At 66.8% G+C, this 23,590-nt stretch carries 16 protein-coding genes and 2 pseudogenes; 8 read left to right on the plus strand and 10 right to left on the minus strand.

Going from position 1 to position 23,590, the window contains the following annotated elements:
- The first annotated feature begins 32 nt into the window (after positions 1-32).
- The 3 genes from V6W80_RS20845 to V6W80_RS20855 all read left to right on the plus strand — a co-directional run bounded on the left by V6W80_RS20845 (position 33) and on the right by V6W80_RS20855 (position 2,738).
- Positions 33-698 (plus strand): fumarylacetoacetate hydrolase family protein, encoded by a 666-nt coding sequence (locus tag V6W80_RS20845; protein ID WP_017639987.1) that lies wholly within the window; start codon positions 33-35, stop codon positions 696-698.
- A 140-nt stretch (positions 699-838) separates the two neighbouring features.
- On the plus strand, positions 839-1,744 hold the full coding sequence (locus V6W80_RS20850; RefSeq protein WP_338545291.1) for an SdiA-regulated domain-containing protein: 906 nt from the start codon (positions 839-841) through the stop codon (positions 1,742-1,744).
- A gap of 70 nt (positions 1,745-1,814) precedes the next feature.
- Positions 1,815-2,738, plus strand: coding sequence for an SdiA-regulated domain-containing protein (locus V6W80_RS20855; RefSeq protein WP_338545292.1), 924 nt, complete (start codon positions 1,815-1,817; stop codon positions 2,736-2,738).
- Between the two features lie 861 nt (positions 2,739-3,599).
- Here V6W80_RS20855 and V6W80_RS20860 read toward each other — a convergent pair.
- Positions 3,600-4,124 (minus strand): gamma carbonic anhydrase family protein, encoded by a 525-nt coding sequence (locus V6W80_RS20860; protein WP_183633851.1) that lies wholly within the window; start codon positions 4,122-4,124, stop codon positions 3,600-3,602.
- Positions 4,125-4,439: 315 nt separating this feature from the next.
- Here V6W80_RS20860 and V6W80_RS20865 point away from each other — a divergent pair, with 315 nt between their 5' ends.
- The 5 genes from V6W80_RS20865 to V6W80_RS20885 all read left to right on the plus strand — a co-directional run bounded on the left by V6W80_RS20865 (position 4,440) and on the right by V6W80_RS20885 (position 10,821).
- Positions 4,440-5,891, plus strand: coding sequence for an anion permease (locus V6W80_RS20865; protein WP_338545293.1), 1,452 nt, complete (start codon positions 4,440-4,442; stop codon positions 5,889-5,891).
- Between the two features lie 1,050 nt (positions 5,892-6,941).
- Positions 6,942-8,477 carry an acetyl-CoA hydrolase/transferase family protein gene (locus V6W80_RS20870; RefSeq protein ID WP_064308403.1) on the plus strand — a complete coding sequence of 512 codons (1,536 nt, stop codon included), beginning with the start codon at positions 6,942-6,944 and terminating at the stop codon, positions 8,475-8,477.
- Between the two features lie 240 nt (positions 8,478-8,717).
- Positions 8,718-9,629: a D-alanyl-D-alanine endopeptidase gene (pbpG, locus tag V6W80_RS20875; RefSeq protein ID WP_338545294.1), complete on the plus strand. Its 912-nt coding sequence runs from the start codon at positions 8,718-8,720 to the stop codon at positions 9,627-9,629.
- 176 nt (positions 9,630-9,805) lie between these two features.
- A complete protein-coding gene (locus V6W80_RS20880) occupies positions 9,806-10,522 on the plus strand; it encodes a carbonic anhydrase (RefSeq protein WP_064308404.1) in 717 nt (238 codons plus the stop codon).
- Positions 10,523-10,581: 59 nt separating this feature from the next.
- Positions 10,582-10,821 carry a hypothetical protein gene (locus V6W80_RS20885; RefSeq protein WP_257705159.1) on the plus strand — a complete coding sequence of 80 codons (240 nt, stop codon included), beginning with the start codon at positions 10,582-10,584 and terminating at the stop codon, positions 10,819-10,821.
- A 15-nt stretch (positions 10,822-10,836) separates the two neighbouring features.
- Here V6W80_RS20885 and V6W80_RS20890 read toward each other — a convergent pair whose 3' ends face one another.
- From V6W80_RS20890 to V6W80_RS20920, 9 genes and pseudogenes are all read right to left on the minus strand, one after another.
- Positions 10,837-11,271 carry an NUDIX hydrolase gene (locus V6W80_RS20890; RefSeq protein ID WP_338545295.1) on the minus strand — a complete coding sequence of 145 codons (435 nt, stop codon included), beginning with the start codon at positions 11,269-11,271 and terminating at the stop codon, positions 10,837-10,839.
- The gene (locus V6W80_RS20895; protein ID WP_007161081.1) at positions 11,271-12,281 is read right to left on the minus strand and encodes an AI-2E family transporter; all 1,011 of its coding nucleotides are present in this window, start codon (positions 12,279-12,281) and stop codon (positions 11,271-11,273) included. Before V6W80_RS20895 ends, V6W80_RS20890 begins: the two co-directional genes overlap by 1 nt.
- Positions 12,282-12,412: 131 nt before the next feature.
- The gene (locus V6W80_RS20900) at positions 12,413-13,354 is read right to left on the minus strand and encodes a diguanylate cyclase domain-containing protein (protein ID WP_017639997.1); all 942 of its coding nucleotides are present in this window, start codon (positions 13,352-13,354) and stop codon (positions 12,413-12,415) included.
- Entirely contained in the window at positions 13,351-18,207 is a 4,857-nt protein-coding gene (locus tag V6W80_RS20905; RefSeq protein WP_338545296.1) for a PAS domain S-box protein, read from the minus strand. The genes V6W80_RS20900 and V6W80_RS20905 overlap by 4 nt, the downstream gene beginning before the upstream one ends.
- A 343-nt stretch (positions 18,208-18,550) precedes the next feature.
- Complete coding sequence (locus V6W80_RS24165; protein WP_430707823.1) at positions 18,551-19,315, minus strand: methyl-accepting chemotaxis protein; 765 nt, start codon at positions 19,313-19,315, stop codon at positions 18,551-18,553.
- A gap of 141 nt (positions 19,316-19,456) precedes the next feature.
- Positions 19,457-20,488: pseudogene (locus V6W80_RS24170) on the minus strand (HAMP domain-containing protein); the annotation flags it as partial.
- A 73-nt stretch (positions 20,489-20,561) separates the two neighbouring features.
- Positions 20,562-21,326, minus strand: coding sequence for a methyl-accepting chemotaxis protein (locus tag V6W80_RS24175; protein ID WP_430707824.1), 765 nt, complete (start codon positions 21,324-21,326; stop codon positions 20,562-20,564).
- 141 nt (positions 21,327-21,467) lie between these two features.
- A pseudogene (locus tag V6W80_RS24180) lies at positions 21,468-22,454 on the minus strand (HAMP domain-containing protein); the annotation flags it as partial.
- Positions 22,455-22,636: 182 nt separating this feature from the next.
- Positions 22,637-23,578, minus strand: a complete 942-nt coding sequence (locus V6W80_RS20920) for an AEC family transporter (RefSeq protein WP_064308433.1) — start codon at positions 23,576-23,578, stop codon at positions 22,637-22,639.
- Between the last annotated feature and the right edge of the window lie 12 nt (positions 23,579-23,590).

Here is a 23,590-nt window from a genome sequence, read left to right on the forward strand (position 1 = left end):
CGCCCGCAGACGCCACTCACCAGGAGCACCCCATGGCCTACCAGCACCAGTACCTCGATGGCACCAAGATCCACTTCCCCCTGGGCAAGGTCGTCTGCATCGGCCGCAACTACGCCGAGCACGCCAAGGAGCTGAACAATCCGGTTCCCACCGAGCCCCTGCTGTTCATCAAGCCGGCCAGTTGCGTGGTGCCGGTGGCCGAGGGCTTCGCCATTCCCACCGATCAGGGTTCGGTGCACTACGAGGCCGAGATCGCCGTGCTGATCGGCAAGCCGCTGTCGAAGAAGCCTTCGCCAGAGGAAGTCCGCGACGCCCTCTCCGGCTTCGCCCCCGCCCTGGACCTGACCCTCAGAGACGTGCAGAGCCGCCTCAAGGAAAAGGGCTATCCCTGGGAGATCGCCAAGAGCTTCGACGGCGCCTGCGTGCTCGCGCCCTTCGTGCCGGGCGATGCCTTCGAGGACCTGGCCGACATCCCGGTGCGCCTGACCATCAACGGCGAGGTGCGCCAGGACGGCAACAGCCGCGACATGCTCAACCCCATCCTGCCGCTGATCCAGACCATCGCCGGGCATTTCTCCCTGCAACCGGGTGACGTCATCCTCACCGGCACACCGGTAGGTGTCGGACCGCTCAACGTGGGCGATCAACTGGTGCTGGAGCTGCCGGACGTTAGCCGCTTCGAAACCCGCGTGCTATAACCCCCGCCACCCCACCGTCGCCTGGCGGGTGCCTGGCGATGGTGTACCGGCACGGCCACGACGCTCTAGGCTTTGCCTGAAAAGTGCCTACGCTCGGCGACTTTGCAGACAAGCCATAACAAGAAGCCGTACGAGCCCGCATGTCCAGACTCCCCCGCCTCATCCTGTTCCGCCTCCTCCCCGCCTTCGTCCTGCTGGTGCTGATCGTCCTCACCTTCGTCTGGCACTGGAACGATAGGGCGCTGCTCTGGTGGCAGGAATACCGCACGCCGCCGGAAGTACGGGCCCAGGCGGTCTGGTTGCCGGACTACCAGGCGGTGATCCAGGGCAAGCCGCTGCCGGGCCTGGCCGAAGCCGAGACTTCCGACCTCACCTACGATCCCCGCACCCGCACCCTCTTCGCCGTCACCGGCAATACGCCCTACCTGGTGCAATTGAGCCTGACCGGCGACATCCTCAGGCGCATCCCGGTCCGCAACGTCGCCAACCTCGAAGGCGTGACCGCCCTGGAAGACGGGCGCCTGGCCATCGTCGACGAGCGCCAGCGGCGGCTGTCGCTGTTCCAACTGGCGGACGACACCCAGGAGCTGGACGCCAACACCTTCGAGCATCATGACCTGGGCTTTCCCGACGCCGGCAACAAGGGCTTCGAAGGCATCGCCTGGGATCCGCGGCGCCAACGCCTGATCCTCAGCAAGGAGCGCGACCCGGCCGCCCTCTTCACCCTGGCCAGCGACGGCCGCGGCGTTACCGGTACCCTCCAGCCCTTTCCCCTCAAGCAGCTGGTGATCGACTACTCCGCGGTGGCGGTCGATCCGCGCACCGGTCACCTGCTGGCGCTGTCCGATCAGTCCCACACCCTGGTGGAGCTGACCGCGGAAGGTGCACCGGTCAGCTTCATCAGCCTCAGAAACGGTCTGCACGGCCTCAAGGCGACCATGGAACAGCCGGAAGGCGTGGCCCTCGATGAGGCCGGCAATCTCTACCTGATTGGTGAACCCAATCTCTTCCACGTGTTTCACAAGGTGTCCAAAGCAGCGCAATGAGCGCCTATTCAGCTTGAATTCAGGGTGGCGCCCTTAGGCTGCGCGGCATCACCGCCTCAGGACCCTGTCGATGCTTCCGCTGTTTTCCCCGCGCACCCTGGGTGCCCTGTTAGGCGCCGCGCTGCTGCTGACCCTGACCCTGGTGGCCCAGCAGCACCGGCTGTTCGAGCGCCTCTGGTTCAACGTCCAGAGCCAGCTCCAGGCCGAGAGTCGGCAGGCCCGCTCGCTGTGGCTGCCGAGCTATCGCGTCAGCGTGGAAGCGCGCCCCATCGGCGAGGGCATCACCGACGTCTCGGCGCTGAGCTTCGACCCCGACCGCCGCACCCTGGTCAGCGTCACCAACAAGCCGGCGCGTTTTCTCGAACTCGACCTGGATGGCCGGCTGCTACGCCAGGTGGACCTCAAGGGATTCAGCGATCCGGAAGCCATCGAGTACATCAAGCCGGGTGTGTACATGATCAGCGAAGAGCGCCGCCAACGCCTGGTGCGGGTACATATCGGCGCCGACACCCGCGAGGTGGACATTGACGATCGCCAGGTCAGTCATCCTTTCAGCCTGAGCGACGTGGAAAGCGACAACCGCGGCAACGAGGGCCTGGCCTACGACGCCGCCCGCGAGCGCTTCTTCGTCGCCAAGGAAAGCGATCCGGTACGCATCTACGAGATCGACGGCCTGGGCAGCGAAGCCTTCGAGGGCCTGCAGGCCTTGTCGCTGCGCAGCGACCCCAAGCGTGACCGCCGCCTGTTCGTGCGTGACCTCTCCAGCCTGCAATTCGACCCTGGCACCGGCCATCTGCTGGCGCTCTCCGATCAGTCGCGGCTGGTACTGGAGCTGGATGACGACGGCAAGCCGATCAGCTCCCTGTCGCTGCTGCGCGGCCAGCACGGCCTGAGCCGCAGCGTGCCCCAGGCCGAGGGCGTGGCCATGGACGACCTGGGCCGGCTGTATGTGGTCAGCGAGCCGAATCTGTTCTATCGCTTCGAGAAGCCATGAGGTAGAGGCTCATCGCGGCCAAGGCGGTCCGCCGCCTGCTCGGATAGCCCCCTCTCCCCCCCGGGAGAGGGTTGGGGTGAGGGCGCGCCCGGCAGCGATGGTCATATGGAAAAGGCTGCGCCGTTTTTCACGCTACGCGGCCAGTGTTGGGCTTCGACGATGGAGCCGTCTCAACCCAACCTACGAGAATCGCCGTAGGTTGGGTTGAGCGCAGCGAAGCCCAACAGGCTTTGGCACCTCCCCCTCACCCCAGCCCTCTCCGCAAGAGAGAGGGGGGTGGTCCGGCGCCGTGGATAGCGGGGCGACAATGGATCGCGAATCTGCCTTTGGCGCTGGAAACGAACGCCTGCTCGGATAGCCCCCTCTCCCCTCGGGAGAGGGTTGGGGTGAGGGCGCGCCCGACAGCGAATGGTCATGGGAAAAGGCTGCGCCGTTTTTCACGCTACGCAGCCGGTGTTGGGCTTCGACGATGAAGCCGTCTCAACCCAACCTACGGGAATCGCCGTAGGTTGGGTTGAGCGCAGCGAAGCCCAGCAAGCTGGAGCGGCTTGACCCTCTCCCTGAGGGAGAGGGGGTGGTTCCGCGCTAGCGGATGGCCTGGCGACAATGGAGCGAATCTGCCTTTGGCGCTGAAAACGAACGCCTGCTCGAACAGCCCCCTCTCCCCCTGGGAGAGGGTTGGGGTGAGGGCGCGCCTGGCACCTGATCTCCATGTGGAAAAGGCTGCGCCGTTTTCCACGCTACGCCGCCGGTGGTGAGCGCAGCGAAGCCCAACAACCCGGAGTGGTTTCACCCTCACCCCAGCCCTCGCCCATGGGGAGAGGGGGTCATCCAGTGCAGAGCGCGGCTCCCGAGCCTCTTCTACTCCCCCTGCTCGAACAACTCCTCCAGATAGCGCCGCGCATTGGCCACATAGACCTGGGCATTGGCTGCCAGCTGCGCCTGCTGGGCTTCGCTGAGGGCGCGGACCACCTTGGCCGGCGAGCCGAGCACCAGGGAGCCATCGGGGATCACCGCGTTCTCGGTGACCAGGGCATTGGCGCCCACCAGGCAGTTGCGCCCGATGCGCGCGCCGTTGAGCACCACCGCGTGGATGCCGATCAGGCTGCCGTCGCCGATCTCGCAGCCATGCAGCATGGCCTGGTGCCCCACGGTGACGCCGCGCCCCAGGGTCAGCGGCGAACCGGGATCGGTGTGCAGCACGGCGCCGTCCTGCACGTTGCTATCGGGGCCGATGTGGATCAGTTCGTTGTCACCGCGCAGCACCGCGCCAAACCAGACGCTGGCGCCTTCATCCAGGCGCACCTTGCCGATCACCGCGGCGGTAGGCGCGACCCAGCTGTGCGGATGGGCGTCGACGCGGTGTTCTCCCAGGCGGTACTTCATGGCGGTCATCCTCGTGTTGTTATGGTTGGCGGAAAGTCCGATTGTTCGCCGAGGTGAGCGACGGGCGCAATCGCCAGCGACCGGCGCCTTCGCGTTGTTGCAAGTCATTCTCGATAGCGAAAGAATGCCTTCAGGGAACCTGAGACCGCAGGACTGCGACGAATGACCACGGCCAGCACGCTGGGAAAGGCGCTCGACCTTTGCAAAGCTTGCGGCCGCTGATGGCATCTTGTCCTCACGGCCAGTGTCCTCTCCGTCGTCAGCCGTCCCGGCCCAGGCCGGTTTCCCGAGACCACCGGAATCTGCGAGCGCCCGATGCGTACCACCTGGAAATTCCTGCTGCCCCTCGCCGTCACCGGACTGCTGGCGCTGCTGCCCGCACCGGAGGGCCTGCCCGCTCACGCCTGGCTGTACTTCGCCCTCTTCGCCGGGGTGGTGGTGGGGCTGATCCTCGAACCCCTGCCCGGCGCGGTGATCGGCCTGATCGGGGTAGCTCTGGCGGCCCTACTGGCGCCCTGGGTGCTGTTCAGCCCGGCGCAACTGGCGACACCGGGCTTTCGCGCGCCCCAGGAGGCACTGAAATGGGGTCTGGCGGGCTTTTCCAATAACACCGTCTGGCTGATCTTCAGTGCCTTCATGTTCGCCCTGGGCTATGAGAAGACCGGACTCGGGCGGCGAATCGCCCTGCTGCTGGTCAAGGCCATGGGTCGCCGGACCCTGACCCTGGGCTACGCGGTGATGCTGGCCGATCTGGCCCTGGCCCCCTTCACCCCGTCCAACACCGCGCGCAGCGGTGGCACCGTCTACCCGGTGATCCGCAACCTGCCGCTGCTCTACGATTCCAAGCCCAACGACGCCAGCGCGCGGCGCATCGGCTCCTACCTGATGTGGGTGGCGATCTCCTCCACCTGCGTCACCAGTACCCTGTTCCTCACTGCCCTGGCGCCTAACCTGCTGGCCGCCGCCCTGATCGAGAAGACCGCCCAGGTGCACATCAGCTGGGGCCAGTGGTTCATCGCCGCCGCGCCCATGGGCATCCTGCTGCTGGCCCTGCTGCCGCTGCTGGCCTACTGGCTGTATCCACCGGAGATCAAGCGCAACGACCAGGTGCCGCTGTGGGCGGCCAAGGAACTGGCCGCGCTCGGCCCGCTGACACGCGATGAAAAGCTGCTGCTGGCCCTGGTGATCGGCGCCCTGGCGCTGTGGATCTTTGGCGCCGCCTGGGCCGACCCGGCGTTGGTGGGGATCCTGGTCATCGTGCTGATGCTGCTGCTCAAGGTCATCACCTGGAACGATGCCTTGGGCAACAAGGCCGCCTGGAACACCTTCGCCTGGTTCGCCACCCTGGTGGCCCTGGCCGACGGCCTGACCCGGGTCGGCTTCGTCGCCTGGTTCGGCCAGTGGGTCGCCGGCCACCTGGGCGGCTTCCACGCCGGCACCGCCATGGTGGTACTGGTAACGGTGTTCTATCTCGCCCACTACCTGTTCGCCAGTTCCACCGCCCACACCACCGCGCTGCTGCCGGTGATGCTGGCCGCCGGCATGGGCATCCCCGGCATCGACCTGCCGGTATTCGCCCTGCTGCTGGGCACCTCCCTGGGGCTGATGGGCATCATCACCCCCTACGGCACCGGGCCGAGTCCGGTGTACTACGGCAGCGGCTACCTGCCCAGCGCCGACTACTGGCGACTGGGGACCATTTTCGGTGCGCTGTTCCTGCTGGTGCTGCTGGGGATCGGGGTGCCGTGGATCATGATGGTGGCGTGAGGCGGAGGCCCGGACGGAGCACCGTAGGTTGGGTTGAGCGACAGCGAAGCCCAACATTGCGGAGGTTGCCGTGATGCCTTTATCGGTGCCCTGGCTGCTTATCGAGTGCTCGGATGACTTTTGTTTCGCCCACCCGGGCGACTCACTTTTGCCAATCGCCGCAAAAGTAAGCAAAAACGCTTGCCCCGACCATCCGGCCTTCCGCTTCGCTCCAGGTCCGCTCACGCCAGCGCCATTCCGGGGTCGGCCTACACGGGCCGTCCATGGCCCGTTAGGCCTCTCGCCGCATCCATGCGGCTCGACCCACTCCACGACGCCGGCGTTCGCCCTCCTGAACGGGGCGATTCGCGCGCCTGATGCCTTCGGTGCAAACCGGTAGGGTGGACAACGGCGCAGCCTTGTCCACGCGATAGGCGTTACCTCCTCAGTGGAAAACGCTGCGTGGTTTTCCAAGTTCCAAACCTGTGAACACCCAGGCATCAGGCTTGCGCCCCGTCCCCGTCAGTGAGGCCGAGTTCCGATGTCGTGGCTGGGGTTGCGAGGCAGGACGCCGAGCAAGGCGCGAGGGGCAGGAGGCCCCTTCGTGCCGTGCCCCTGCCACGGCGCCGGAGCGAGGGAAACGTAGCGAAGCGGAGTAACAGCTACTGGCTGGCCCGAAGGGTGAGCGGAGCGAATCACTCGGAGCGCAGCGGAGGGCCGAAGCGTGGGGACAGCGTTTTTGGTTACTTTTGTCCGGGGCGCGTAGCCGCGACTGGCAAAAGTGACTCGCCCGGGTGGGCGAAAAAAAGCATCAGCAAACCACGATAAACAGCTAGGGCACCCACAACCCTAATCCGTTGGGCTTCGCTGCGCTCAGCGCCAACCTACAAATACCGATGTTTGGAATGACTAGACACCGTTGGGCTTCGACGGTAAAGCCGTCTCAACCCAACCTACGCCCTACTCCAAAATTTCCCCGCCCACCCGACCTTTTGCTTAGGGACCTAAGCATCCCTTCGGCGTAGAATCCACATTCTTAGTGTGCTTTCGATAACACCCGCAGAGGTCGTCATGTCCCACCGTATTCGCCATCCCGGTTTCGCCGCCAAGCGCCAGAGCGCCGAGCAGGCCGCGCAGTTCATTCGTCACGGCATGACCGTGGGCATGAGCGGTTTCACCGGGGCCGGTTATCCCAAGGCCGTGCCCGGCGCCCTGGCCCAGCGCATCACCGCCAGCCATGGCGCCGGCGAGCCCTTTCGCATCAAGGTGTTGACCGGTGCCTCCACCGCACCGGAGCTGGACGGTGCCCTGGCGCGGGTCGATGGCATCGAGTTGCGGGTGCCCTTCCAGTCCGATCCGGAGCTGCGCAGCCGCATCAACGCCGGCGGCCTGGATTACATGGACATCCACCTGGGCCAGCTGGCGGAAAAGGTGCGCTATGGCTTCTTCGGCAAGATCGATGTGGCGGTGGTGGAGATCGCCGCGATCCGCGAAGACGGTCTGCTGGTGCCCTCTTCCTCGGTGGGCAACAACAAGACCTGGCTGGACATGGCCGATGCGGTGATCCTGGAGGTCAATCGCTGGCAGCCCGATGCCCTGGACGGCATGCACGACATCTACACCGATGGCGCCCTGCCGCCCCACCGCACGCCCATTCCGCTGGCCCATCCCGGCGACCGCATCGGATCGCCCTACCTGGAGGTGCCGCTGGACAAGGTAGTGGCCGTGGTGGAGACCGATGCCCCCGATCGCAACAGCCCGTTCAAGGCACCGGACGCCGCCTCCCAGGCCATCGCCGCGCACCTGCTGGACTTTCTCCGCTTCGAGGTCCGTCAGGGTCGTATCCCGGCCAACCTGCTGCCGATCCAGTCGGGGGTCGGCAACATCGCTAACGCCTTCATGCAGGGCCTGGCCGAGAGCGAGTTCGAAGGGCTGACCGCCTTCACCGAGGTGATCCAGGACGGCATGCTGGAACTGCTCATCAGCGGCAAGATGGAATTGGCTTCGGCGACGTCCTTCTCCCTGAGTCCGGCGGGCATCGAGCGCTTCCTCGAACACGCCGAAGCGCTGCGCCAGCGCATCATCCTGCGCCAGCAGGGGGTGAGCAATCATCCGGAACTGGTGCGCCGTCTGGGCTGCATCGCCCTGAACGGCATGCTCGAAGCCGACCTCTATGGCAACGTCAACTCCACCCACCAGATGGGTACGGGGATGATGAACGGCATCGGCGGCTCCGGCGACTTCGCCCGCAATGCCTATCTATCGGTGTTCATGGCGCCGAGCACGGCCAAGAACGGGCTGATCTCGACCCTGGTGCCCATGGTCAGCCACGTCGACCATACCGAGCACGATGTCTCGGTGATCGTCACCGACCAAGGCTTGGCCGACCTGCGCATGCTCAGTCCCAAGCAGCGCGCCCGGGCCATCCTCGAACACTGCGTGCACCCCAGCTTCCGCCCGGCACTGGAGGACTACTTCGCGCGCGCCCTGGCCGGCAGCCATGGCAAGCACACCCCGCACCTGCTGCCCGAGGCCCTGGCCTGGCACGAGCGCTACCTGGTCACCGGCAGCATGCTCGGCCCCGCCGCCCAGGAAGCCCACGACTGAAAGGCAAGGCGTCCGAGTCTTCTCGGGCGCCCTTTCGCTCCGCCATCCCTGCCGTTCGTCGCCCATCTGCAACTAATTGTGACTTTTTGCCAGCGCGCTGTGTAAAAAGCTGTCCTGTCGGATTCCCAGCCGACATTCCGGGTGATAAAAGACGTGAAATCTCTGAGCAATGTCCTTGATCTGCAAGGGGCATTGCCGTTCGCGGTTGTTCTAATTCCGCCCCCTTTGAGAGCTGCTACCGTGAAGATCTGTTATCAACTCGCCGGCTTGTTGCTGGCTGGCTTGGTCGGGCTGAGTCCGGCCGTCCTGGCCCAGACCCCACCGAAGGTCAAGGCCGCGGCTGCCGCCACTGCCCAGCGCCTGGCCTCGAACCACGCCCTGGTCGTGGACCTCAAGACCAACCAGGTGCTCTTTTCCCAGAATCCCGATCAGGTCGCCCCCATCGCCTCGGTGACCAAGCTGATGACCGCCCTGGTGGTGCTTGATGCCAAGCTGCCGCTGGAGCAGACCATCGACATCGACATCAGCGAGAATCCGGCCATGCGCGGCATCTTCTCGCGGGTGCGCCTGGGCAGTCAGCTGACCCGGCGCGACATGCTGCAACTGGCGCTGATGTCCTCGGAAAACCGCGCCGCCACCAGCCTCGCCCACCACTATCCAGGTGGCCAGCGCGCCTTCGTCGCCGCCATGAATGCCAAGGCCCGCGCCCTGGGCATGAAGAACACCCGCTACGCCGAGCCCACCGGCCTGTCGCCGCTCAACGTTTCCACCGCGCGTGATCTGGTCACCCTGCTCAAGGCCACCGAACGCTATCCGCTGCTCGGTCAGCTCAGCACCACCCCGGAAAAGACCCAGGCCTTCCACAATCCCAACTATGTGCTGGGCTTTCGCAATACCAATCACCTGGTCTACAACGCCGACTGGAGTGTGCAGCTGACCAAGACCGGCTACACCGACAAGGCCGGTCACTGCCTGGTGATGCGCACCGTGATGGCCGGTCGTCCGGTGGCCTTTGTGGTGATGGACGCCTTCGGCAAGTTCACCCACATGGCCGATGCCACCCGCGTCCGTCGCTGGCTGGAAACCGGCGCCCTGAGCCCCCTGCCGGGCGCGCCCAAGGCGGGTCGCAGCACGGTATTGGCGCGGCAGTGACGCCCGCCTGAGCGAGTCCCGAAGCCGCGTTCCGACGCGGCTTTTTCATGCCTGGCGCTTTTCCACGGGTCGGATACGCGCCGCCTCGCCTGGCAGGATCGGCGGCGGCGGACAATAGTTATCCCTAGCGCTGGAGACCGCAGTACCGGCACGCCCCCACGCCAAGAGGTGTCCCGATGAAGCCCGCCCTGTCACGTCGCCAACTCCTGCACTGCGCCTGCTGCCTGCCGGTGGCCGCTGCCCTGGCCCCGTTGGCCCTGCCTGCCCTGGCCGCGCCGGCCAAGGCCCACACCACCCTCACTGCCGAGCAGGCCCTGCAACGGCTGATCGACGGCAACCAGGGCTTCATGGACGACCAGCCCCTGCATGGAGAAACCAACCGCGATCGGCGTCTGGCGATCGCCAAGGGCCAGACGCCCTTTTGCGTGCTGGTGTCCTGTTCGGATTCGCGGGTCTCGCCGGAGCTGCTGTTCGGCCGTGGCCTGGGCGAGCTGTTTATCGTGCGCAACGCCGGCAATACCCTGGACACCACCGCCCTGGGCTCGGTGGAATACGCCATCAGCCAGCTGGGCGTGCCACTGATCGTGGTCATGGGCCACGAGAAATGCGGCGCGGTGGAAGCCGCGGTGGCGGTGGTGGAGCAGAACGCCCTCTATCCCGGTGCCATCGGCGCCATGATCGAACCCATCCTGCCGGCGGTGCTCAGCGCCCGCGCCGGCAATCCAACGGATCTGTTGGAAGCCGCGGTGCGCAGCAATGTGCAGCGCACGGTCCGGCGGCTGCGCGCGGCCTCCGAGCCGACCCTGCTCGCGCCGCAACAGGACGGTCGGGTCAAGGTGGTGGGCGCCTACTACACCCTGGAAAACGGCCATGTGGACTTCTTCGACGTCTGAGGCGGGCACCCCGTGCTTCAGGTGCGGTCTAGGGCTGTATCCCCTATATGGAAAGCCCCATGAGCAAAGACGCGATCGCCCACCAGTACTACGAGACCGTCACCGGCCGCTGCTGGCTGGATGACGTGCGCGAATGGCGCCGCTTGCAGGCCGAAGCCCAGGCCGCCGCCGATCGCTACCTGGCCTGTCCGGACGACCTGGGCACGCCCGAACGCGAGCGTCTGGAACAGCGGTGGCGCACCATCAACGAAGAAGCCGGCGCCTTCTGGCAGCGCATGTGGGCGAATCTGGATCGCTAGTGAGCGGCAAAGGCCTCAGGTAGTGCTGGTGACAAGCTCCAGCAAGCCTTCGGGTACCAGTCGGCAGGTGTCGTCAAAGGAATCGAGCGAGCGCCAGGTGGCCATGAAGGCTTCACCATCGCTCTCCTGACCGGGCAGCTCGGTCTGCGCATAGAGCTGCCGATCGGCAAATTCGGCCCGGTAGACCAGCACCACCTCGTGACCCGGCCGTCCCGCGTAGCTGAACAGCGATTCCAGGGTGCCCAGCAGCCTCAACTCGGCCAGCTCGACGCCCAGTTCTTCGCGGATCTCGCGACGCACGGCCGCCTGGCTGGTTTCACCGAACTCCACGCCACCGCCCAGAGGCCGGCAGAAACTCCGGCCATCGTGCGGATCCTGCGTCTCACGCACCAGGATGCGGTTGCCCTGACGCAGGACACAGAGCGCCAGGACGCGGATCTGGCCGTTCATCACACCAGCCCTTCCGCCTTCAACTCGCTCTTGAGATAGGCGTAATACACCGGCGCCGCCACCAGCCCCGGCAGGCCGAAGGCCGCCTCGAACACCAGCATGGCCACCAGCAACTCCCAGGAACGGGCGCTGATCTGGCCGCCGACGATGCGAGCGTTGAGGAAGTATTCCAGCTTGTGGATGGCGATCAGGTAGCCCAGCGCCGCCACCGCGACCCAGATCGACAGCGACAGGCCGGCGATGAAGATCAGGGTGTTGGACATCAGATTGCCGATCACCGGCAGCAGGCCAAGGATGAAGGTGAGGATCACCAGGGTCTTGGCCAGCGGCAGATGGACATCGAACAGCGGCAACACCCCGAGCAGGAAGATGCCGGTCAGGGTGGTGTTGAGCAGGGAGATCTTGATCTGGGCGAAGACGATGTTGCGAAAGGCCTGGGCCACCAGGCCGAGCCGCACCAGCAGCGCGCCGGACAGCGGGCGCAGGCGCTCGGGATCGGGGGTGGGCTGCAGGGCGACGATGGCGCCGAGGATCATGCCGATCAGCACGATGACGAAGGTTCGCGCCGCATCCCGACCGAACAGCTGCAGTTGCGCCACATGGGCGCGCACCCACTCCACCAGCTCCTGCTTCATGCTGTCGGCGTTGGCTGGCAGGTAGGCGTCCAGCGAGGGCGGCAACTGGGCGCGTGCACGCTCGGTGAGCACCATGAACTTGTCCAGCAGTCGTCCGGGATTCTGCACCTCCTGGATGATGAAACTGGTGAACCAGACGAAGAACAGCGTCAGCAGGCTCACCACCAGGGTGCCGAGCAGGGCGACGGCGAGCCAACGCGCGCCGCCGCCGGGCAGATGGCGCTGCAGGCGCCCGGCCAGGGTGTTGACCAGTTCGTACACCAGCAGGCCGGCCAGCAGGCTGGGCAGGAGCTTGAGCGGGAGAACCAGATAGAGCGCGGTGAAGACGATGATCCAGCTGGCCAAGATGGCCTGGCGTTGCGTGAAGGCGTACATAGATTACCGGCGGCAGAATCCCTGCCCGCAGTCTGACAGTCTGCCGCCTCGCCGCCCAGCCTGGACAGCGAAGAAAGCCCGGACCTCTGTTACCCGGCATTACCCGGGCGGGCGCTGTTCAACCCATCTTCCTAGCCGGCCAGTTCCGCGGCGCAGACCTGCGCGCGGCCCTGGTGCTTGGCCGCATAGAGCTGCGCATCGGCGGCGGTGATCAGGGCGGCCGGATCGACGGCGGTGGGCGGCAGCGCGGTGGCCACGCCCAGGCTCAGGGTGACGTAGCCGGTCACCGAGGAATAGCCGTGGGTCAGACGCTGGTCGCGGACCTGCTGCAGCAGCCGCTCGGCGACCTGGCTGGCCCCCTCCAGATCGGTGCCCGGCAGCAGGCAGCCGAATTCCTCGCCGCCATAGCGCGCCAGCAGGTCGTAGGGGCGGAACAGGCCCTGGCCCAACGCCTGGGCGACCTGACGCAGGCACTGGTCGCCGGCCAGGTGGCCATAGTGGTCGTTGTAGGCCTTGAAGTGATCGATATCCATGAGGATCAGCGAAAACGGCGTGCCTTCGCGCTGGCTCTGGCGCCAGCCGCGCAGCAGCGCCTCGTCGAACTGACGCCGGTTGGCGACGCCGGTGAGGCCATCGACCAGGGCGATGCTGCGCAGGGCGTCACGTTGCGCCTTGAGGGTCAGCTGGGTGCGCACCCGGGCGCGGACGATGACCGGATTGATCGGCTTGCTGATGAAGTCCACCGCGCCCAGCTCCAGACCGGTCACCTCTTCGTCCGGGCCCTCCTGGCCGGTGACGAAAATCACCGGGATGGCGGCGGTGGCCGGATCGGCCTGCAGCCGGCGCAAGACCTCGTGGCCGTCGAGCTGGGGCATCATCACGTCGAGCAGGATCAGGTCGGGCTGCTGGGCCAGGGCCAACTGCAAGGCCTGGGCGCCGCTGGTGGCCATCAGGGTCTCGCAATCCTGGCGAAAGAGTTCGTGGAGGATGCGGATGTTCAGCGGTTGGTCGTCGACGATCAGCAACTTGGGCTTGCTGCGCCGCCCGGCGGCCTCGGCGGTCGGCGGTGTCATAGGGCTTCCTTCAGATCAGGCAGGGTGGTGAGCGCCGCGGCGAAGTCGAGGGTCTCGACCTGGGCGCGCAAGAGGTCGTAGCGCACCTGGGCCTCGGCGCGGCAGTGCACCGGCAGCTCGGCGACCAGGTCCAGGGCGTCGAGGCTGCCCTGGCTGAGCAGCTGTTCGAGTTCGTCCAGCCGGGCGGGCCAGTCGACCTGGGTGTAAGTGTCAGGGTCGGTGTCCGCGTCGGTACGCACCGGCGGCGGCAGGATGTCGGCCAGGGCGACGCGCAACTCGGCCAGGGCCTCGTCGAGCAGCTGTCGCAGAGTCGCCACTTCCATCGCCACCTCCGTGGGCACGCCCGCCCCGGCCTTGCCGGCGCGTTCGCCCTCGGCGGCGCGCGCGGCCAGGCGCTGGGCACCCATGGTGCCGGCGCTGCCCTTGAGGGAGTGTAGTACGGCGATCGCGGCTTCGCTGTCGGCGGTATGCCAGGCCCGGGCGAGGGATTCCAGCAGACCGGCGGAGTCCTCGGCGAAGCGTTCCAGCAGCGAGCCGAACAGCCGGGCATCGCCACCGAAGCGACGCAGGACGATGCTCAGGGGTTCCACCTGGCGATCCTCGGCGACCGGCGCGGACGTGGGCGCGGCGTTCACCTCCTGCCCGGTCAGGCGCTGCAGGCGGGCGACCAGCAATTCCAGGTCGATGGGCTTGCCGATATGGTCGTCCATGCCGGCGGCCAGGCAGGCGTCGCGGTCGGTGTGGGAGGCATTGGCGGTCATCGCCAGGATCGGCAGGGTGCGGAAGCGACCGTCGGCGCGGATGCGCCGGGTGGCTTCCAGACCATCGATGTCAGGCATCTGCATATCCATGATGACCACGTCCAGCGGCGCGCCGGAGAGCACCCGCTCGACGCCTTCCAGCCCGCCCTCCGCCAGCTCCACCTGGGCGCCCTGGGCCAGCAACAGCTCGGCGGCCACCTGACGGTTGAGGGCATTGTCTTCCACCACCAGCAGGCGCAGCCCGACCAGGCGACGACTTTCGTCGACCACCGCGGCGGCGTGCACGCCAGCCGGGATCTCGGCGCCCAGGGCGCGCTCCACCACCTCGACGATCTGCGCCGGGGTCACCGGCTTGGTCAGGTAGTCATCGAAGGGAGCGTCGGCGCTCTGCTGGGTTTCGGTGAGGAAGTCGCGGCCGAAGCCGGTGAGCATGATGACCTTGGGTCGATTGGCCTGCTGGTGCTCGCGCAGTTGCCGGGCCGTGGCCAGGCCATCGCCGTCGGGCATGCGCCAGTCCATGAGCACCGCCTCATAGGGCTGCACCTGCTGTTGGGCCTGGGCGACCTGCGCCAGGGCGGCGGCGCCGCTGGTGACCAGATCCACCTGCCAGCCAAGGGCCGCCAGGGTCTCCACCAGCACCTCGCCGACCAGGATGTTGTCGTCGGCCAGCAGCACCCGGCGACGGACCGGCGCCAGCTGGGCCTCGCCCTGGCTGTCCACCGCCAGGGTGGCATCGAACCAGAAGCGGCTGCCCACTCCCAATTCGCTTTCCACCTGCAACTGGCCATCCATCAGCTCCACCAGGCGCTTGCAGATGGCCAGGCCCAGCCCGGTGCCGCCAAAGCGCCGGCTGATCGAAGCCTCGGCCTGGGTGAAGCCCTGGAACAGCTGCTCCTGCTGGGCCGGGCTGATGCCGATGCCGGTGTCCCGCACCGAGAATTCCAGGCGCAGCTGGCCGTCCACGCGGGACAGCTGGCGCACGCTGACCAGTACCTGCCCCGCCTCGGTGAACTTGAGGGCGTTGCCGGCCAGGTTGATGAGGATCTGTTGCAGCCGCAGGCTGTCGCCGATCAGGGCGGTGGGCAACCCGGCGTCGAGGTGATAGTTGATCTCGACGTTCTTCTCGCCGCTGTTGCCGGAGAGCACCACGCCCAGGTTGCGCAGCACCTGCTCCAGGCTGAAGGGGTGCACATCCAGCTGCAGCTTGCCCGCCTCGATCTTGGAATAGTCCAGCACGTCGTTGAGCAGCCCCAGCAGCGAGCGCGCCGCCTGCTGGGCCTTGGTCAGGTAGTCGTCCTGACGAGCGTTCAGCGTGGTGCGCTGCAGCAACTGCAGCATGCCCAGCACGGCATTCATCGGCGTGCGGATCTCGTGGCTCATGTTGGCCAGGAAGGACGATTTGGCCTGGCTGGCCAGGTCGGCGCGGGTGCGTTCCTCGCGCAACCGGTTCTCCAGTTCCAGCTGTTCGGTGATGTCGCGGTTGATGCCCACCACCCGCAGCACGCGCCCGCGCGGATCGCGCTCGGTGCGGGCACCGGCGATGATGTGCCGCAGCGAGCCGTCCTGACGACGCACCCGGAACACCGGATCGAACACCGCGCGGCCGGCCATGGCGGCGCCCAGGCGCTCTTCGGCGCTGACCAGGTCGTCGGCGTGCACACGGTCGCGCCAGTCGTTGTAGGTGATGCCGTTGGCGCGCTGGGCCTCGGTCCATTCGTAGAGCTCGAACATCCGCTCGTTGCACTGCACCTGGCCGGTATCGGGCTGCCAGCACCAGATGCCCAGCTGGGCGACGTCGGCGGCCATGGTCAACTGGTCGCGGGCCTGCAGCAGCGCCTGGCGCTGGCGGCTCTGTTCGGTGATGTCGGCGATGATGGCCACCGCCAGGCGCTCGCCGTCGGTCCACATCACCCCCAGGCTCAGGGTCATGGGGAAGACGCTGCCGTCCGCGCGACGGCCTTCCATCTCCTGCCCCTGCGGGCCGGCCTGGTCGTCGGGGATTTCCTGCGGACAGCTGAACAGCGCCTCGTAGCCGGCCAGATAGCCGGGGATCAGGCGGCGGATGGGTTGGCCGACCACCTCGTCGGCGCGATAGCCGAAGATGCGTTCGCCGGCCGGGTTGAAGGAGCGCACCAGGCCATGGCTGTCCACGGTGACGATGGGACTGACCGCGGTATCCAGGATCGCCCGGGTCAGGGCCAGGCTGGCGGCCAGCTCCTGTTCGGCGGCCTTGCGTTCGGTGACGTCCGAGGCGATGCCCAGGTAGCCGCTGATCTGGCCGGCGGCATCGCGCATGGTGGTCACCACCAGGCTGACGTCGCGGTGTTCGCCGTCGCGGCGGACGAAGGTCCACTCCCGGGCGTCGGCACCGGCGCGCTCGGAGCGCTCCACCAGCACCCGGAAACCGGCGACCGGCAGGCCGTACTCGGCTTCCAGGGCCACACCCCGGGTCGCCAGCTCGTCCGGCAGATGGAAGTCGCTGGCCTGCCAGAGTCCCACCACCTCGGCGGCGCGATAGCCGAGCAGCCGCTCGGCGCCTTCGTTGAACAGGGTGATGCGACCGGCGCGGTCGGTGGCGATGATGCCCACCTCGGATGCCGCGCGCAGCACGTCGCCGAGCAGGCGGTTGGTCTGGCTGAGTTCGGCGGTGCGCTGGGCCACCTGCTCTTCCAGTCGGGCATTGAGGGCCAGGATCTCAGCCTGGGCGGCCTTTTGCAGCGAGATGTCGCGCACCGTCTTGGAAGCGCCGACCACCCGGCCGTCACGACCGCGCATGGGCGAGACGCTGACGAGGACGTCGATCAGGTGACCGTCGCGGTGCTGACGACGGGTCTCGAAGTGCGGCACCGGCTCGCCGCGGCCGATGCGCGCGAGCACCGACCACTCCTCGTGCTCAAGCTCCGTGGGCACCACCAGATCGAGCAGGCGCTGGCCCACGGCTTCGCTGGCACGGTAGCCGAACAGCTCTTCCGCGGCGTGGTTCCAGCTCAGCACCACGCCCTGGAGGTCCTTGCTGATGATGCCGTCGGAGGAGCTTTCCACCACCGCGGTGAGGTTGGCCTGATCCTGCTGATACTGGCGGCGCCGCTGGCGGGTGGTGAACAGCGCGAAGGTCAGGCCGGCGGCAAGCAGGCTGACCAGCTTGCCGACCAGATGCACCAGGGGTATCGAGACCAGGTTGAGGCCGGCGATGAAGGCCGGGGTGGCGGTAAACGCCATCTGCCAGCGCCGCCCATAGACATCACGGGTGGCGCTCACTTCCGAAAGTCCCTCGGCGACCGGCTCCCGGGTATCGCCGCGGGTATAGAACAGCGTGGGCCGCGCCGGCTCGGTCACGTCGGTCAGGCGGATCAGCAGACCCGGGATATCCAGGCGCAGGCTGCCGAACAGTTCCTCGATGCTCAGGGGCACATAGGACCAGCCGAGGGTAGCGGCCTCGCGGCGCGCCGGGTCCTTGGGCAGCAGGCCGTCACGGTAGATGGGCAGCATCAGCAGCAAGCCGCGCTCGGGCGGTTGATAGGCCTGTAACTCCACAGGCCCCGACAGGTGCATGCTACCCCGCTGCATGGCCAGCACCGCCGTCTCGCGGCGTACCGGCTCAGACGCCGCATCCATGCCGACGGCACGCTGGTTGAGCGCCACCGGCTCGACGTACTGGACGACGAATCTGTCGCCGCCATGGGGCGCGAAACTGCGAATGGCGAAGTCCGGCCAGCCATCGGCGCGCGCTTCGTGGACGAAGCGCTCTTCCTCGTCGACGGGAACCCGGCGGATGAAGCCTATGCCACGGGCCCCGCGAAACTCCTGGTTCAGGTCGTGGGTACGACCGTAGTGCTCCAGCAATTCCCGCGACAGCCCCGCGCCGGCCACCACGATGACGTCACGCATGCCGCTCAGGCTGTACTCATAAACCCGCAGCCGCTCGGCGATCTGCTCGCGCACGTCGGTCGCCGCCGCGTTGAGGGCCGTCTGTACCTGTCGCTCGTTACGCTCGGTCAGATGGCGCATGGTCAGGCTGGTCAGCAGGACGCCGAACAGAAAGACGCCGAGGCTCCAGCGTACGCGAGAGGATTTGCACAGCCTGCTGAACATGAAGCCCCTGGTGGCAAAGGGTGCCACGCCGTAGGTTAGGCGGTGCCAGGCCGGGCCGGCGCCGTGCTGGACGCGGGCCGCTAGCAGACCTGGCGGTAACGCTTAGCCCATCGGCGGGAAAAAAGACTTTCTTGATGCCATAGATCGCCGGCCTGGCTAGACCCCAGCGGCGAAGGCGCTAAAAACAGCAGACCAGAGCGAGTTCGCGCGCTAATTAGTTTTACTTTTTCTGACGAATGGCAAGCAGACCACGGCGTTCATGCGCGCGTTGCTGACCCGCCGGACAACAAAAAGGGAGAGCCAACCTGAGGTCAGCTCTCCCTTTCGAGGGTTGCCGCGAGGGCTAGATGCGGAAGCCGCCCACCAGCCGCTGCAGGCGACCAGCCTCGGCTTCCAGCGCGGTGCAGGCCGTCAGGGTCGCCTGGAGGTTGTCCACGCCCTGCTGGTTCAGCAGGTTGATCTCGCTGATGTCCATGTTCAGGGTCTCCACCACCGAGGTCTGTTCCTCGGTCGCCGTCGCGACGGACTGGTTCTGGCCGTCGATCTCGCCGATGCGCTCGGTCACGCTGCCCAGCCGCTCGCCGGCGCTCTTGGCCACCTGCATGCTGTGGGCGCTCTGCCGCTGGCTTTCCTGCATCAGGGCCACGGCGTCGCGCGAGCCGGTCTGCAGTTCCTCGATCATCTGCTGGATCTGCTGCGCCGAACTCTGGGTACGGCTGGCCAGAGAACGTACCTCGTCGGCCACCACGGCGAAGCCACGCCCGGCTTCACCAGCCCGAGCGGCTTCGATGGCGGCGTTGAGCGCCAGCAGGTTGGTCTGCTCGGAGATGCCGCGGATGACTTCGAGGATCTGGCCGATGTTGGCCGTCTTGCCGTTGAGGGCTTCGATGTGTTCGCAACTGGTGCCGATCTTGCTCGACAGCGCCTGCATGGCGTGCAGGGCCTCGTCGAGCACCTCGCGGCCCTCCTCGCCCTGGGCGCGGGCCGTGCTGGCCTCGCCCGAGGCGTGGGCGGCGTTGCGGGCGATCTCCTGGGCGGCAGCGCCCAACTCGTTGATCGCCGCGGCCACGCTGGTGGTGCGCTGGGCCTGCAGATCCGACTGCTGCATGGAAGATTGCGAAGACTCCAGCACGCGCCGAGTACTCTGATTCAACTCACCGGTGGTCTGGGCCACGTCGCGGATCGAGGTATGGATCCGCGCCACGAACTTGTTGAAGGCCTCGGCCAGGGCGCCGAATTCGTCGCGAGCCTGTACCGGCAGGCGACGGGTCAGATCGCCCTCGCCTTCGGCGATGTCCGCCATGGCGCGGGTCAGGTCGTGCAGCGGGCGCAAGAGCACGCGAATCAGCAGCCCCAGCAGCAGGATGATGGCGACCACCGCCACCAGGGTGGCGACGATGGCCAGGTTGCGCGCCTGGGTCACCGGGGCATAGGCCTTGGCCTGGTCGATGGACAGACCCAGGTACCACTTGACCGAGGGCAGCCCATTGACCGGGGTAAAGCTCACCAGGCGGTCACTGCCATTCTGGGTGACGGCGTGCAGACCGGGCTGCAGGGACGGGGTCTGCTGGGGGAAGACGTCCTTGAGGGTCTTGAGCACCTGCTCGGGATGGCTGCTGACCAGAATCTTGCCGTCACCGTCCACCAGGAAGGCTTCGCCGAGGCCGCCGACGTTGAGCGAGGTGATGATCTCCACCAGCGCCGAGAGGTTGAGGTCGCCGGCCACCACGCCGGCCAGCTGGCCGTCACGCTGCAGCGGGGTGGCGATGGTCACGCCCAGCTGTCCGGAGGAGGCGAAGATATAGGGCGGGGTCAGCACCGTGGTGCCGGCGGCGGTGGCGGCCGCGTACCAGGGCCGCTTGCGCGGATCGTAGCCGGCCGGCAGGTTGCGCAGCGGTCGGGTGGTGTAGGTGCCGTCGACTTCGCCTAGGTAGGTGGAGTCGAAGTTGCCGGTATAGATCTTCTGATCCAGCAGGCCCACCAGCCCCTCGGGCGAGCGGTCGCGTGCCAGGGTCTGGGCCTCGCCTTCGATGAGCTTGACCCGGGCATCCAGCCAATAGGCGATGTTGCCGGCGGTGACCCGACCGGTTTCCGCGAGGTTGGCACTCAGGCTCTGATCAATGGCCTGACGTTGCAAGTAGGCATTGAAGCCGGCCGAGGCAGCCAGCGCGGTGGTGATGACCAGCGCCGCGACCAGGAGGATCTTGTGGCTGAATTTCAGGTGTCGCTTCATACAGGTCTGCGTCCGTAGCCAGGGGGAGCCATGCCGTGTGCGAGGCATGGCCTATCGCCCTCGTTATCGGGTATCAATCAGACTACTTGAGCGTAGCGGCGATACCTTTTTACCTTCCCCTCTAGATCCGGAAGCCGCCCACCAGTCGCTGCAGGCGACCGGCCTCGGCTTCCAGGGCGGTGCAGGCCGCCAGGGTGGCCTGGAGGTTGTCGACGCCCTGCTGGTTCAGCAGATTGATCTCGCTGATGTCCATGTTGAGGGTCTCCACCACCGAGGTCTGTTCCTCGGTCGCGGTGGCCACCGACTGGTTCTGGCCATCGATCTCGCCGATGCGCTCGGTCACGCTGCCCAGGCGCTCGCCGGCGCTCTTGGCCACCTGCATGCTGTGGGCGCTCTGCCGCTGGCTTTCCTGCATCAGGGCCACGGCGTCGCGCGAGCCGGTCTGCAGTTCCTCGATCATCTGCTGGATCTGCTGCGCCGAACTCTGGGTGCGGCTGGCCAGGGAGCGCACCTCGTCGGCCACCACGGCGAAGCCACGCCCGGCTTCACCAGCCCGCGCCGCCTCGATGGCGGCGTTGAGCGCCAGCAGGTTGGTCTGCTCGGAGATTCCGCGGATGACTTCGAGGATCTGGCCGATGTTGGCGGTCTTGCCGTTGAGGGCTTCGATGTGTTCGCAACTGGTGCCGATCTTGGCTGACAGCGCCTGCATGGCGTGCAGGGCTTCGTCGAGCACCTCGCGCCCCTCCTCGCCCTGGGCGCGGGCCGTGCTGGCCTCGCCCGAGGCGTGGGCGGCGTTACGGGCGATCTCCTGGGCGGCGGCGCCCAGCTCGTTGATCGCCGCGGCCACGCTGGTGGTGCGCTGGGCCTGGACATCCGACTGCTGCATGGAGGACTGCGAGGCCTCCAGCACCCGGCGGGTACTCTGATTCAGCTCGCCAGTGGTCTGGGCCACATCGCGGATCGAGGTATGGATCCGCGCCACGAACTTGTTGAAGGCCTCGGCCAGGGCGCCGAACTCATCGCGAGCCTGTACTGGCAGGCGACGGGTTAGATCGCCCTCGCCTTCGGCGATGTCCGCCATGGCGCGGGTCAGGTCGTGCAACGGACGCAGCAGCACGCGGATGAGCAAGCCCAGCAGCAGGATGATGGCGATCACCGCCACCAGGGTGGCGCCAATGGCCAGGTTGCGCGCCTGGGTGACCGGGGCATAGGCCTTGGCCTGGTCGATGGACAGACCCAGGTACCACTTGACCGAGGGCAGCCCATTGACAGGGGTGAAGCTCACCAGGCGGTCACTGCCGCCCTGCAGGACGTGATGGAAGCCCGGGGCCAGGCTCGGGGTCTGCTCGGGGAAGACGTCCTTGAGGGATTTCAGCACCTGGTCGGCGTGGCTGCTGACCAGGATCTTGCCATCGCCGTCCACCAGGAAGGCCTCACCCAGGCCACCGGCGTCCAGCGAGGTGATCATCTTCATCAGGCTGTCCATCACCAGGTCACCGGCCACCACGCCGATCAGCTTGCCGTTCTGCAGGACCGGCGCGGCGATGGTGATGCACAGGAAGCTCTGCGGCGGTGCGGTGAGATAGGGCTCGGTGAGGATGGGGCCACCGGCGCTGACCGCGGCCTTGTACCAGTCGCGCTGGCGAGCGTCGTAGCCGGCCTCCATGGGGGTATGGGGGCGGTCGGTAAAGGTGCCGTCGACCTCACCCAGGTAGGTGGAATCGAAGTTGCTCGTGTAGAGCTTCTGTTCGAGCAGGCCTGCGACATTGGCCGGGCTGCTGTCGCGGCTGAGCGCCTGGGCCTGGCTGTCGATCAGCTTGACCCGCGCATCCAGCCAGTAGGCGATGTTGCCGGCGGTGATGCGGCCGATCTCGCCCAGGGAGGCTTCGAGACTTTGAGTGATGGCCTGGCGCTGCAGATAGGCGTTGAAACTGGCGAAACCGGCCAGGGCGATGGTCACCACGAGGGCAGCCGCCAGCAGGATCTTGTGGCTGAATTGGAGCGAGCGTTTCATGGATACCACGCGAAAGGCTTAGGAAAGGGCAGCCGCACTCCTCGCACATGCTGATTACGATAATTATCTGGAGGGCAAACCGACCTGGGACGGTCGAGAGCGCACTATTACGGTAAAATCTGACTGTTAGCTGGCACCAGCCGATAAACGCTCTCACAACGCCGATGCCCGGCCAGCACGCCCTACAACAGGCTGAATCCTTTCAGTAGCAGCAGGCCCAGATTGGTGGTCAGCATCCCGCCCAGGGTACTGAGCACCACGATGGTGGCCGCCAGCTGGGCATTGCTGCCGGCGGCGCGGGCCATGACGAAACTCGAGGCGGCCGTCGGGCAGCCCAGGTAGAGGAAGAGAATGCCCAGCGCCGGCCCCTGGATGCCCAGCGCCAGGGCGCCCAGCACGCCCAGCAGCGGAATCCAGACGATCTTCCACAAGCTGGCACCCACCGCCAGGCCACTGCTTTCGCGCAGCGAGGCCAGCGACAGGGTGGCGCCGATGCACATCAGCGCCAGCGGCAGGGTTAGCCCGGCGAAATAGCGCGCCGAGGTGTCCAGCCAGCGTGGCAGCTGCCACTGGAAATAGGCGAAGGGAATCGCCACCAGGATGCCGATGATCAGCGGGTTGCCGAGGATGCTGCGCAGCAGGGTGCGCCAGTTGGCCTCCAGCTGCGGACTATAGAGCGCCAGCACGATGGTCGAGAGCACGTTGTAGAAGAGGATGACCATGCCGGCCATGATCCCGCCCACCGACAGACCGTAGTCGCCGTACTGGGTGGCCGCGAGGGCCAGGCCGACGATGCCGCAGTTGCCGCGGAAGGCGCCTTGCACGTAGACCCCGCGATCGGCATGAGGGCAGCGCCAGATCGCCCAGCCCCAGGCAGCGAGAAAGCTCACCACCGTGGCCAGGGCGAAGTAGCCCAGCAGCAGCGGTTGCAGGGCCTCGCCGAGGTCGGCCTTGAGGATGCCAAGAAACAGCAGAGTCGGCATGGTGGCGCGAAACACCAGGGCGGACGAGGTGTTGATGAAGGCGGTATCGATCCAGTTCAGCCGCTTGAGCACACAGCCGAGCAGCACCAGGGCGAAGACCGGGGCGGTGACGTCGAAGGTCGCCTGGACCAGGGCAAGCACGTCGAACATGGC

Origin of the sequence: Pseudomonas benzopyrenica (assembly GCF_036884265.1) — a bacterium.
Classification (GTDB): domain Bacteria; phylum Pseudomonadota; class Gammaproteobacteria; order Pseudomonadales; family Pseudomonadaceae; genus Chryseomonas; species Chryseomonas benzopyrenica.